Origin of the sequence: Paludibacterium flexuosum (genome assembly GCF_037076605.1) — a bacterium.
GTDB lineage: Bacteria > Pseudomonadota > Gammaproteobacteria > Burkholderiales > Chromobacteriaceae > Paludibacterium.
The window spans coordinates 215,668-228,203 of sequence record NZ_AP029060.1; the positions used below are offsets into that span (position 1 = coordinate 215,668).

General features: G+C 59.3%; 13 protein-coding genes. 5 read left to right on the forward strand and 8 right to left on the reverse strand.

Annotated features, from left to right (window positions below; all coding sequences use genetic code 11):
• Window positions 1–13: 13 nt before the first annotated feature.
• Entirely contained in the window at window positions 14–1,960 is a 1,947-nt protein-coding gene (locus AACH39_RS00940; protein WP_215776673.1) for a methyl-accepting chemotaxis protein, read from the reverse strand.
• A gap of 286 nt (window positions 1,961–2,246) precedes the next feature.
• Between AACH39_RS00940 and AACH39_RS00945 the strand changes: the two genes are divergently transcribed.
• A complete protein-coding gene (locus AACH39_RS00945; protein WP_215776672.1) occupies window positions 2,247–3,146 on the forward strand; it encodes an ion channel in 900 nt (299 codons plus the stop codon).
• Window positions 3,147–3,301: 155 nt separating this feature from the next.
• On the opposite strand, the gene AACH39_RS00950 is transcribed toward AACH39_RS00945, so the two are convergent.
• From AACH39_RS00950 to AACH39_RS00970, 5 genes are all read right to left on the reverse strand, one after another.
• Window positions 3,302–3,601 carry an XRE family transcriptional regulator gene (locus tag AACH39_RS00950; RefSeq protein ID WP_215776671.1) on the reverse strand — a complete coding sequence of 100 codons (300 nt, stop codon included), beginning with the start codon at window positions 3,599–3,601 and terminating at the stop codon, window positions 3,302–3,304.
• A 22-nt stretch (window positions 3,602–3,623) separates the two neighbouring features.
• The gene (locus AACH39_RS00955) at window positions 3,624–4,589 is read right to left on the reverse strand and encodes a hypothetical protein (RefSeq protein WP_338620700.1); all 966 of its coding nucleotides are present in this window, start codon (window positions 4,587–4,589) and stop codon (window positions 3,624–3,626) included.
• Window positions 4,590–4,782: 193 nt separating this feature from the next.
• On the reverse strand, window positions 4,783–4,935 hold the full coding sequence (locus AACH39_RS00960) for a hypothetical protein (RefSeq protein WP_338620701.1): 153 nt from the start codon (window positions 4,933–4,935) through the stop codon (window positions 4,783–4,785).
• A gap of 254 nt (window positions 4,936–5,189) precedes the next feature.
• A complete protein-coding gene (locus AACH39_RS00965; RefSeq protein WP_338620702.1) occupies window positions 5,190–5,999 on the reverse strand; it encodes an SDR family oxidoreductase in 810 nt (269 codons plus the stop codon).
• 25 nt (window positions 6,000–6,024) lie between these two features.
• Window positions 6,025–7,032, reverse strand: a complete 1,008-nt coding sequence (locus tag AACH39_RS00970) for a quinone oxidoreductase (RefSeq protein WP_215776667.1) — start codon at window positions 7,030–7,032, stop codon at window positions 6,025–6,027.
• 84 nt (window positions 7,033–7,116) lie between these two features.
• On the opposite strand from AACH39_RS00970, the gene AACH39_RS00975 reads away from it, so the two are divergent.
• Complete coding sequence (locus tag AACH39_RS00975) at window positions 7,117–8,031, forward strand: LysR family transcriptional regulator (protein ID WP_338620703.1); 915 nt, start codon at window positions 7,117–7,119, stop codon at window positions 8,029–8,031.
• Between the two features lie 13 nt (window positions 8,032–8,044).
• On the opposite strand, the gene AACH39_RS00980 is transcribed toward AACH39_RS00975, so the two are convergent.
• The gene (locus AACH39_RS00980) at window positions 8,045–8,479 is read right to left on the reverse strand and encodes a cupin domain-containing protein (RefSeq protein WP_338620704.1); all 435 of its coding nucleotides are present in this window, start codon (window positions 8,477–8,479) and stop codon (window positions 8,045–8,047) included.
• Between the two features lie 51 nt (window positions 8,480–8,530).
• Entirely contained in the window at window positions 8,531–8,860 is a 330-nt protein-coding gene (locus AACH39_RS00985; RefSeq protein WP_338620705.1) for a carboxymuconolactone decarboxylase family protein, read from the reverse strand.
• A 167-nt stretch (window positions 8,861–9,027) separates the two neighbouring features.
• On the opposite strand from AACH39_RS00985, the gene AACH39_RS00990 reads away from it, so the two are divergent.
• The 3 genes from AACH39_RS00990 to AACH39_RS01000 all read left to right on the forward strand — a co-directional run bounded on the left by AACH39_RS00990 (window position 9,028) and on the right by AACH39_RS01000 (window position 12,518).
• Window positions 9,028–9,924 carry a LysR family transcriptional regulator gene (locus AACH39_RS00990; protein ID WP_252346057.1) on the forward strand — a complete coding sequence of 299 codons (897 nt, stop codon included), beginning with the start codon at window positions 9,028–9,030 and terminating at the stop codon, window positions 9,922–9,924.
• A 212-nt stretch (window positions 9,925–10,136) separates the two neighbouring features.
• The gene (locus AACH39_RS00995; protein ID WP_215776663.1) at window positions 10,137–11,717 is read left to right on the forward strand and encodes a methyl-accepting chemotaxis protein; all 1,581 of its coding nucleotides are present in this window, start codon (window positions 10,137–10,139) and stop codon (window positions 11,715–11,717) included.
• 147 nt (window positions 11,718–11,864) lie between these two features.
• Entirely contained in the window at window positions 11,865–12,518 is a 654-nt protein-coding gene (locus AACH39_RS01000) for an FMN-binding negative transcriptional regulator (protein WP_338620706.1), read from the forward strand.
• The last annotated feature ends 18 nt before the right edge of the window (window positions 12,519–12,536 follow it).

Genomic DNA, 12,536 nt, shown 5'->3' on the forward strand with positions numbered 1-12,536 from the left:
ATGCGCCTAACCTTTACAGGGTAAAGCTGTTGACGACTTGTGCCAGGCCATTGGACAGTTTTTGCAAGTCCTGAATGATGTGCTCGGTCTGCTGGATCTGGCCGTTCTCGTTCTGGGCGCTCTGCGACATTCTCTCCGCGGCCTGGGCCATGGTCTCTGCCGCGTGTGACTGCTCGTTGGCGGCGTCGCGAATCTCGATGATCTTCTGTCTTACATCGTCCATACATTGCTGGATGGCCGAGATGGACGCCAGTGCCGCTTCGATCTGGGCCACGCCGCTGCTTACGGCATGATTGGTTTGCTGACCACGCTGAATCGCCTGACCGGCCGCCTGGCCCATCGACTCGACCATCTGGTCGATTTCCACCGTGGCCTTGCCAGTGCGCTCAGCCAGTTTACGCACTTCATCGGCGACCACGGCAAAGCCGCGTCCTTGCTCCCCGGCGCGGGCAGCTTCGATCGAGGCATTCAGCGCCAGCAGATTGGTCTGATCGGAAATTTCCTTGATCTCGGCGGCAATCGAACCGATTTGCCGCGAACGTTCACCGAGCGCCGTCATGTCGCTGAGCAAGTCGACCATCGAATGAGAGACTTGACCGATCTCGCCCGCCACGCTGTGCATGGCTTTGACGCTGTCGTTCGACAGGCGTCCGGCCTGCTCGACCACCTGGGTGGTCTGCCGGGTATTGTCGGCAATGTGGGTCACGCTCACGGTGATTTGTTCGATGGTGGCCGCTGTCGATTCGGCCAGTTCGGTGGTGTTGACCGAGTCCTGCGTCAGGGCATGGGCCATGTCTCCCAGGCGATCAACATTGCCATTCAGGTTTTGCGATTGTTGTCGCACCGTCAGCAACTGCTGATGCAACTGTTCCATATGGATATTGAAACTGCTGGCAATTTGTCCGATTTCGTCACGACTTTCTACCTGCAGGCGGCTGGTCAGGTCTCCATGGCCCGAGGTCAGTGCTGCCATTGCACGCTGCAGCTTATCCAGTGGACGGGTAATCGAATTGGCCACCATCCAGATCAGCAATACCGCCACCAGCAGGACCAGCGCACTCACCCCGGCCAGCCACATCACCGTCGTATTGACCGCCTGATAGGCCTCTGCCTCCGAGACCTGCACCACGACAAACCAGCCGGTGCTGGGCATATAGCTCGAGGCGACCACCATCGGCCCCTCCGGCCCGACAAAATGCCCGAGATTGAAGTTGTTCTTCTGCAGCAAGGTTGCCGATACCTCCGCCATGCCCGGCAGTGTCTGCATGCCGACCTTGTTGCTCACCTTCACCAGACTCAGGTCGCGATGAATCTGGATCCCGCCGTTCTGGTCCACCAGAAAGACCTGGCCGTCCTTGCCGATCGAGGTTTGACGCACCTGATTGGCAATGGCGGTCACATTCAGCCCGATACTGGCAATGGCACGATGTCCGGCGGCATCTTTGGCCAGGGCATTGATGAACATCATCACATTCGGGCTGCCCGGTTCGACCCCGAGGTTGAAGTCCACGGTCTTGCCGCTATTGAGAAATGCCGAGAACCAGCCATCGCTGGCCGACTTCGGTTCCACCTTGCGCGACAGCCCTTTGCCGTCGTCGTAATAATTCAGCGTCGCCTCGGAGATCCAGTCTACTGATTCAGCCCCGCTGATGGCCTTCACCTGACGGGCATAACGTTGCCAGGTGCCAATCCCGCTGGCGGGTTCTCCCTGTGCCATCCAGTCGAGCAGAAATACATTGCCCGCCATTTGCCGGGTTTGTGCCATGGGCACCGATACCGCCGTATCCAGACCATTGCGGATAGCCTCGACCGTGCGTACCAATTCATATTGCTCCAGGCGATCGGCCAGCGCCCGATGCACCAGACGGGCTGTCAACAGGCCGGTGACCAGCAGCGCGGCGGCCAGAATGCCCACGACGCTGATCAGCATTTTTGAACGAACCGACATTGTTCTGAACATGATAAGAATCCATCAAAGGAGGAAAACGGCAAGATGGATCCGGCCACCTTGCGGTGCCTGGATCTGAGTTTTCTATGACAGAGCAATTAACGCGCCATGGGGAAGAGGGGGTTTTTGAAGCGATAAACGGTGATTGCCGTATCAAAGCAATACCATTTGCTATCAAATTGAGAATCTGCAGCAGGCTGGGGCGACGCTGCCGAGAGCCGGCAGGCGCCGTCGTTGACCAGGGGGGCTATTCTCTCCACAATCGAGAGCTCGCCGACGATGATAAAAGGGATGTGAAATGTTCTTTCACCAGGGCAAGCGCCAGCGGCGCATCTCAGTGGGCGGGCGCGACCTGTTCATTCACAACCTGCCGGCACATTCACCGCAAGACCTGTATCACTACTGTATGACGATCAGCTGGCCACGGTTTTATTGGTTCATTGCGCTGGCGTTTGTCGTGTTGAACCTGGTGTTTGCCGCGCTCTATCAGCTTCAGTCTGGCGGCATTGCCAATCAATATCCGCAAGGTTTTCTCGGCGCTTTTTTCTTCAGTGTGGAAACGCTGGCCACGGTGGGTTATGGCGACATGCACCCGCAGACTCTTTATACCCACTGGATTTCCATGCTGGAAATCTTCATCGGCATGATGAGCCTGGCGCTGATTACCGGGGTGACCTTTGCCCGCTTCTCCCGTCCGCACTCCCGTATTGTCTTTACGCCCCATCCGATTGTGCGCACTTTCAACGGCGAGCGGGTGCTGATGTTCCGGGCCGGCAATGCCAGAACCAATTTCATTATTGATGCCAGTGCCCGCCTGCGTTTGCTGCAGCATGAGCTGACCGACGAGGGGGTGTCATTTCGCAAGTTCTACGATTTGCCGCTGATTCGGCATGAGCATCCGATGTTTCTGCTCGGTTGGACCATGATCCACAAACTGGATGAAAACAGTCCGCTGTTCGGGCGAGATGCCGCCTCACTGGCCGAGAAAAAAGCCCAGCTTGTCCTGACCATCAGCGGTATTGATGAAACCACTGTTCAGTCAGTGATTGCCCGGCAGGTTTTTTCGCATCAGGACATCCGCTGGGATCATGCCTTCGTCGATCTGATCTACGCCGACGAAAACGGTAATGATCATGTTGATTATCTGCGGTTGAAAGATGTCGTCCCCTTGAACAGGGGGGTGGCAGATGGATCTTAGTTTGACCGGGACGCATGTCAGGACCGGCCAATCATGGCTGGCTGCGGATCTGTTGCGAGGGGTGGGTGCAGGTAAATCGTTCATGAACGGGTGGCCGACTCCGCTTTGTAAGCGCAAAAAGCCCGCAAGGCGGGCTTTTTCTTGTTCCGGAGAGCTTAACGTTCAGTTGATGCCGTACGCCGCGCACGAATTTTCATATCGATCTTCAAGTTGGCTTTGGTGGCCAATTTCACCAGCACATCGAGACCAAATGCTTCGACTTTGTCGTTTACCAGGTCCGAGATACGCGTGGTCGTGATGCCGAAGAAGCGGGCTGCCTGACTCTGATTCATGTGGTTGTCGCTGATGAAGGTTTTTAAAGCCAGAATCAACTCGGCGCGCAATTGCATATTGGCGGGCGTTTCGGTGGTTTGCATAAAAATGTCCCAGACACTGGCAGGGCGTTGAGCGCTCATTGACCTTGTTCCTTATGTTGACTCAGGGGAGGGCGATGGGAGGGTGCTGCTGAATCTGCATGGCCTGCGTGGTCTTGCCAGACTGTGCTGCCAGTCCTTTGCCAGACTCGAATGCCGAAATCAGGTTGGCATTCATCGCAGCGATGGCACCCACAATCGCCAGCCCACAGCTGATGGCCGTCAGGATGAGATTGTTGCGCAGGGAGGAGACTTCCTTGTGCTGTGATTCGCGCTGCTGCTCGAGCTTGATGTTGAACGCCTGAGACTGCTGCGCCAGGGCAGTCATCAGGCTGTGATGGTCTGCGCGCTGCATCTCGCGTTGCTGGATGATGACGTCTTGCAGCCTGTCGAAGTCGATGCGCTGAGTTTCATGCAAGGCTGCGTAATCCGAACGCTGCATCTCGCGTTGTTGTGTCATGGTGTCCTGCAGCTTGTCGAAATCGATGCGCTGAGCCTCTCGTAACGCTGCGCAGTCAGCACGCTGCATCTCGCGCAACTGGATGATGGTTTCGAGCAGTTTGTCAAAATCGATGCGCTGGGCTTCGCGCAACGCAGCGTAATCCGAACGCTGCAATTCACGTTGTTGTGTCATGGCGTCCTGCAGCTTGTTGAAGTCGATGCGCTGAGCCTCACGTAACGCTGTGTAGTCAGCGTGCTGCATCTCGCGAAGCTGCATGATGGTGTTCAGCTGTTTATCGTCGTCAGCCCGTTGCCCCTCGCATAAAGTGCTGATGCTGTCCTGCAACTGCTCGATGCTTCGACGCAATGAAACCTGTTCTGACGCCTGCTGCTTCAATTGCTGTCTGACACTGTCCCCCAGGGTGGTGGTGGTGATTTTGCTCTGTTCGGCGGATTGCCGGACCTGCTCTTGCAGTGCCGTGATGCGATGGTCTACCCGTTGGATCCGACCGTGCATCCGTTGCTCAATCACCCCCAGGCAGGCATCGAGATGTCCGCTGGCAACGGCGAATTGACGGCGAGTCGCCATGCGAATGCCGTGCAAGTCCTCCGTGTGAGGTGGGAAATGGCTATGCGCATGGCTGCGAGCATGGGCTCTGCGGGTTTTCTGCATGTTGCGCTGTCGTCCTTTCGCGATGTTTGTCCATGCATGGCTCCCGCCATGCCTCATCGGGGAGGATCCCCCCCGGAGGGCTTTCGCCCCCGGCCTCCAGAGTGATTGCCTACTTCGCCAGCAACATCGTGCAACCTGCCTGCGGCCAGCCGTCAGCCGACACATCCCGCGGCAGACACCGCCGTGCCACCAGGTCAAACAACGGCAGCAACGGCGACGGATGCAGACGGCGAGTTGTGACATACAGGGGGTGATTAACCATGCCTGTCAGCCATACTGACTCCTCGGCTGCCTTGGTGTGGTCAGCGGGTCCGGGGGTGGTTGCACACCCCCGGGCCCTTTAACACGGCAAACCTGCCGCGCCACATACCCTAGCGAAGGAGGTGACAGACCAGCAAATCAGCGCGGTCAGACGAGGCAAGGAGCGGAAGGGGGCATACGCCTTCAGGGCCCGGAGAAAGGTGGTGCGCGAATGCCGGCGGTGCACTCGCTTCAGGTGCACCGTTACCCATACCATCACAGGGTCTGTCCATTCTCGGCGCGGATGACTTGTCCGGTCATGGAGCGCGAAGTGAGCAGAAGCCAGATGGTGTGTGCGATGTCTTCCGCTGTCGAAATGCGTTGCAGGGGAAGGTGGCCCGAGAGTTGGCGCATCTTGGCCTCATTGCCTGACCACCAGCGGGTATCGACAGCCCCAGGGGCAATGCAATTGACGCGGATGTCCGGCGCCAGGGCCCGTGCGAGGGATTTGGTCATGCCGTGCAGGGCGGCCTTGGAGACAGCATAAGGCAGGGATGAACCATAGCCTGTTTCTCCGGCGATGCTGCCTACATTGACGATGGCGCTGCCGGGTGTGGTGCGCAGATATGGGGCGGCAGCCCGGCTGCAATGGAATGCCCCTTTGACATTGACCGCAAAGAGTTCGTCCCAGGTGTTGTCGCTGATGGCTTCCAGTTCAGCGAACGGCAATTGTCGGGTGATGCCGGCATTATTCACCAGATAGGTGATGTTGCCGAAGGCTTCGGCGATCTTGGTCATCATTCGCCTTACCTGGTCATCGTCAGCGACATCCGCCTGGATGGCGATGGCTTCCCCGCCGGCCGCGCGGATCGTGTCAACGGTGTCCAGTGCTGCTGCACTACTGCGTGAGTAGACAATCACCACCATACATCCGGCGGCGCCCAGCATCTCGCTGGTGGCCCGGCCGATACCTGTGCCGCCACCGGTAATGATGGCAACGGCTTTTTGTGAATTGCTCATGTCGAGTTTCTCTTTCTCGTTTGCTGCAAGGGATCCGGAGAGTCGATCACGCCGCTGGGCTGTCATCAGCCAATCCCCCTTCGGTATGTGCTTAAGGTTGCAGGAGTGTGGCGCCGACCGTGGCGCCCGACTCGAGACGGCGATGCGCTTCTGCCGCCTGGTTCAGGGGCAGAACGGCACCAATGCTCGGCCGCAAGCCCATTTGCAACTGCCGGATGGTCGCCCTGGCACCTTCGCGGTAGCGGGCCAGATCCGTCATGAAGCGGAAGACGCCGGGGCGGATGAGTGCGACCGAACGTGCCGGGCCGAGCAGTGACAGATCCAGTGGACCGCTGTCGCCAGCGACCTGCCCGACGCTGGCGACCATGCCGTAGGGGCGGACGCAGCCGAGCGTGTCGAGCAGCGTCTTTCCGCCAATACCATCAATCGCGTAATCGACCCCTTGGCCATCGGTCAGGCGCATGACCGCCGCCACGAAGTCCTCCTCTCGGTAATGGATCGCGTGGTCCAGTCCATGTGCGGTGGCGAGCGCCGCCTTGGCCGGCGAACTGACCGTGCCAATGACGCGGGCCCCCATGGTTTTTGCCCATTGCACGATGACCAGCCCCAGACCGCCGGCGGCCGCGTGAACGAGGACGGTCTCGCCGGCTTTCAGGGGGCGAACATCGTTCAGCAGCATGTGGGTGGTGATGCCGCGCAACAACAGGCTGGCGACTGCGTCATCGGTGACATCGTCAGGCAAGGGGATAGCCCTTGCGGCCGGCAGGTTGCGTGCCCCGGCATAGCTGCCGGTGGGTGGCCCGGCGTAGGCGATGCGCTGGCCAATCTGTACCGTATCGACATCCGGGCCGAGCGCCTCGACCACCCCGGCTGCCTCGACCCCCAGAACCGCCGGCAGCGAGGGTAACGGGTAAAGGCCGGTGCGATGGTAGATGTCGACATAATTCACGCCGATTGCCGTATGGCGGACACGGATTTCACCGGCCGCCGGCGGAGGAAGGACGGTCTCGGTCGTGGTCAGTGTGGCAGCGTCGCCATACTGGCCGATGACGATCTGCGTCGTTGTGGAGGATGCTGGAAAAGATGCGTACTTGCTCATGTTTGGCTCCTGATGAATCAGCTTGCCAGCGCAGCATACGTTGCGCAAAATAGCTCATCAATTCGCAAAACATTGACATTTACTGTGCAAAAAAACACAAAAAATCCTGGTGCTGAGAAGCGTGGCCTGCAATGGGATGACATCCGCTACTTCCTCGAGCTTGCGCGCACTGGCAGCCTGTCGGGTGCCGCCCGGCGGCTCAAGGTCGAACACTCGACCGTCGCGAGACGGGTCGAGGCGCTGGAGCAGTCTCTGGGTATCCGGCTCTTTGACCGCTTGCCCAAAGCGTGGACATTGACGACGGAAGGCGAAACCCTGGTCGCCCAGGCCGGTCGGCTCGATGAGGAGGCGCAGGCATTCTCGCGGATTGCCCTCGGCGTTTCATCCCTGCAGGGAACAGTCCGCATCTCCGCGCCCCCGGTGCTGGCCGGGCATTTTCTGGTGCCTCGCCTGGCCGCCATCCGCTCACGCTGGCAGAACATCGAACTGGAAGTGATTGGTGAATCGCGCGAGGCCAATCTGGCACGGGGGGAGGCCGACCTGGCCATCAGGATGTCGCGCCCCACGGCGCCGGGCCTGGCTGCCCGTTGCATCGGGGACATGGGATACGGACTGTATGCTGCCCATGGTTATACCAGCAGACCCGCAGAAGCGTGGGCGTTTCTCGGTTACGACGATCACCTTGTCCAGGTGCCGCAGCAGCGATGGCTGGCTCAGTTTGCCGGCTCGCGGCCTTTCGTCTTCAGAAGCAACGATCTGGCGGCATTGCTCAATGCTGCTCGCGCCGGATTGGGCATTGCCGTGCTGCCGCATTTTCTGGCTGCCGGCGATGAGGCTCTGGCGTTGCTCGTCAACCCGGCCTGCCCGACGGTTCGTCAGATCTGGCTGGCGATGCATCCTGACGTCAAACGCTCGCCACGGGTACGGCTGCTTGCCGATCTTCTGGCAGAGTTGGTCGGTGAAGCGCAAGCCCTGCTGTCTGGCGCCCGGCCGGGCTGATGCCCGCCGCGTCTCACAGGGCGTCGTAGACCGCGTCGCTGACCGGCTCCAGCCACTCATTGCGGCCTTCAAGCCCCGGAATCTCGACCGCAATGTGGCTGAACCAGCTATCGGCTTTGGCCCCGTGCCAATGCTTCACGCCTGCCGGGATATAGACACAGATGCCTTCCTTCAGGTTGATGGCGTCTTCCCCTTCCTGTTGATACCAGCCTTCCCCCGCGGTACAGATCAGCATCTGGCCGCCCCCCTGCCTGGCGTGATGGATATGCCAGTGATTCCGGCAGCCAGGGGCAAAAGTGACATTGGCCAGAAACAGCGGGGCCTCTCCCGGCGGAACCAGTGCATTCAGGAAGGACGCACCGGAGAAGTATTGCGCATAGGCCTCATTGGGCATGCCGGTGCCAAACACATTGGCTTTTTCAAATTCGTTCTGATCTGTGTATTTCATGATTTCAGATTCCTTTCTGTACCAGAGAAAGCGCTCTTGTCGCGAGGCCTGTCAGTCTTGCTGCCAAATCGCCTGGGCCATACGGAAGGCGGCCCAGGCTTTGGGCCAGCCCGCGTAAAAAGCCAGGTGAGTGATCACCGCCACGATTTCTTCCCGGGTGATCCCGTTGCGCCTGGCGGTCTGCAAATGGAAGTCAAGTGCGCTGTCGAGCATGCCGCTGGCCATCAGCGCAGTCACGGTGATCAGGCTGCGGTCTCGGGCTGAAAGCTCGGTGTCTCGTGACCAGATCTGACCGAACAGCACATCGTCGTTGAGCGCGGCAAACTGGGGGGCAAAATCACCCAGTTGATCCCGGCCGGCCGTTACTTTGGGTTGGTTCATGGCGTACTTCCTGCAAGGTTGATTCATGGTGCGGGACGCCGGGAAAGGCCTGCACGCCCGGGTTTACCTGGGCTGCGAGCACATTGCCATGGCGATGGTTGAACTTTATCAGTCCCACAGTCATGCCAGTAGTCGCTATCATTGAGATAGTGATATGAGGAAAATTCATGATGGCGCGTATGGACTTCAACACCTTGCAAACTTTCGTCGTCGTGGCGCGCGAGCGCAGCTTTACCCGGGCGGCGGCGCAGCTTGGGGTCTCGCAGTCGGCACTGAGCCATGCAATTCGTGGCCTGGAAGAGCGCCTTGGCCTTCGACTACTCACGCGCACCACCCGCGGTGTCTCTCCCACCGAGGCGGGGGAGCGCTTGTTGTCCAATATCGGTCCCTATTACGAAGGGATTGAGTTTGAGCTGGCGGCGCTGAGCGAGCTGAAAGAGAAACCGGCCGGCACGGTGCGCATCACCTCGCACGATCATGCGGTGGATACCGTCCTGTGGCCCAGGTTAAAAGACCTGCTGCACGATTACCCTGAGATCAAGGTCGAGATCAATATCCACTATGGGCTGATCGACATCGTTGCCGAGCGCTTCGATGCCGGGGTGCGCAGTGGAGACCAGGTGGCCAAGGACATGGTCGCCGTTCGGATCGGACCGGACTATCGTCTCGCCGTTGCCTGCTCCCCCGATTATCTGGCCGGCCGGTCCAGGCCGCTCATCCCGCAGGATCTGGCCACGCATGCGTGCATTGGCCTGCGTTTGCCGACCCACGGCGGCCTGTATGCCTGGGAGTTCGAGAAAGACGGCAAGGCGCTGGAGGTGCGTATCGATGGCCAGTTCGTGTTCAATACCACGCCACAGATGCTGCGCGCCGCCTTGGCCGGTTATGGCATGGCCTATGTGCCCGAAGATCTGCTTGCGCCCTATCTTGCGCGAGGCGAACTGGTGACGGTGCTGGAGGACTGGTGGCCCACCCTGACCGGATACCACCTGTACTATCCCAGCCGTCGGCAGTCTTCTCCGGCGTTTGCCTTGCTGGTCGAAGCGTTGCGCTATCGGCGTTGAGGTGAGCTGTTGTAGGGACGCCTTACCCAAATGTGTCATACGGCCATTGACGGGAGCCTTGTGTCGCACGTGTCTTTAATTTGTCATTGAATCAGCCGAATAAAAAGCTATAAGTCATATTGTGCAGGCCTTGCTGACAGCGTGTCAGCTTGGTCATCCAAATAAAAAACGCAGCCTGCAGCGAGGACCTGACATCGTTCAAAGGGGCCATTGTGACGATTCGCAGCAAGCTTCAGCTTCTGGTGCTTTCGGTGTTTACCCTGCTGGCTTTATTGGCCGGCGTCATTTTCTTTGGCATGCAATCGGTGTCGGCAAGCGATGCCAAGGTCTATCACCAGGCACTGGATGCCCAGGCCATCATCGAGGTCAAGGCCAGCGCCCTGTCCACCATCATCCTCGATCCCGCTTCTCAGGATACGGTCAAGGTTTTTGCTGATGCCAATGGCAACATCGGTCGCATGGCCGATCAGTTGAATCACAGCGATACTGCCGTTCCCTACCAGGACAAGATCCGGCTGGTGTTGTCGCAGTGGCAGCAATACAGCAGCGAGTCGGCGTCGATCATTGCCGAGGCGTCCAGGGACAGCAAGGTGGCCAACGAGAAAGTCGTGGCGCTGTATCACAGCCGTTTTTTACCCCTGCAGGCCAGTATCGAATCCCTGGTGAAAACGCTGCAGGAAGATGCGCTGGCGAGCAAGCATCGTGCGGATCAGGAGCAAGTGCGCACACTGTGGTGGACGACCAGTCTGGCAATGGCTCTGGCGGTATTGCTGAGTGCGGCCCTGCTGCGGCTGGGCCAGCAGATTCACGTCTCTCTCGCCCAGGTCCAGCAGCGCATCATCCAGACGGCACAAGAAAAGAATCTGTCACTGCGGCTCCCTGCCCTGGGGCATGATGAAATCGGGCAGACGGCTGCCGCGTTCAATGGATTGATGACTGCGTTGCAGCAGGATTTCAACCAGTTGCAGCAACGTGCAGTTTCTCTCGCGGCAGCCGCAGAGCAACTGACCAGTACCGCGGCAGCGGTCAGCCAAACCGCGCATGAGCAGGGCTCGGCATCGACACTGATGGCAGACCGTCAGCAGGCGCTTTCCAACAATATCTTCCGCGTCGTCCATCAGGCCGAAGAGACGCTGACCTTGTCCACCTCGGCCGAGAGTCATGCAGACGAAGGTCACGAAGTCATCAGCCAGACACTCAAGCATATCCACGGCATTCTTTCGACCATCACCGAAGCCTCGCACCGCATTCGCGAGGTTGAGTCACACAGCAGCGAAATTCAGACTGTCATTGGCCTGATCGGCGCGATTGCCGACCAGACCAATCTGCTGGCCTTGAATGCCGCCATTGAGGCAGCCCGGGCCGGTGAGGCCGGGCGTGGTTTTGCCGTGGTCGCCGATGAGGTTCGCAAACTGGCCGAGCGCACCACCCAGTCAACGCACGAAATCACCCGGACCATCGAGACGATGATTCAGAGCGCGACCCAGGCCACCAGCCAGATGGCGAGCGTGGAAGACATGATGGCGGTGAGCAAGGGACAAGCCGATGAGGCCGGCATTGCGATTGAAAAGATTCGCCATGCCATTGCCGAAGCCGCCGGCATGGTCGGCAGCATGACCAATGCGCTGAGTGATCAGCAGGGACTGTATGACGAAGTGACCCGTGAAATTGCGCATACGGCAACGCTGTCCGGACAAGGACACCAAGTGGCGCAACAACTTGCCAGCGCCGCTCTGCAGGTGCGTCAACTGGCCGATGAGCAGCGGACCACGCTGGCGCTATATCGCTATTGATAGCCGGGGAAGTGGTCCGGCGGAGAAACAGGGAAGTGGCTCTGGGGACACGTGCTTGTCGGCGGTACCATGATGTCGTTCGCACGCCGCATGCGGCTCGGGCGGACAGGTTATCCGAATCACGCAAGCATGGTTGATGGAGTCTGGATGTATATCCCGGAAAAATTCACTGAACAGCGCCCGGCAGAGCTGGCGCGACTGATTCGTCAGTTCCCGCTGGGCAGCCTGTCGTATTGTGTCGACGGGCGGCTCGATGCCATTCATGTGCCGTTCGAATTCGAGCCTTCGCCGCAGGGGGGCGTGCTGCGGGCCCATATCGCCCGTGCCAACCCGCTCTGGACCGAGCTGACCACCGGTGCCGAGGTGCTGGTGTTGTTCCGCGGCGAGGATGCCTATGTCTCGCCCAACTGGTACCCCAGCAAACACGCGCTCCATCGTCAGGTCCCGACCTGGAATTACCAGGCCGTGCATGTGCGTGGTCGCTTTCGCGCGATCGATGACGAGAAGGCGGCAAGGGGCATTGTGGCCCGCCTGACGCGCACCCACGAGGCACGGGTACAGGAAGCCAGACCGTGGAAAATGACGGACTCGGCGCCTGATTATATCGATGCACTGCTGAAGCAAATCGTGGTGATCGAAATCGACATCACCGAGATCGTCGGCATCTCCAAGGCCAGTCAGAACAAAGAGGCACATGACCGCGAATCAGTCGCCGGACAGATGCAACGACTGGGCAAAGACGAGATGTCACGGGTCATCACCCATGCGCAGCACCCCCACGCCACCCCGGATAACCTGTAGGGTGCAATCGCCGACGGC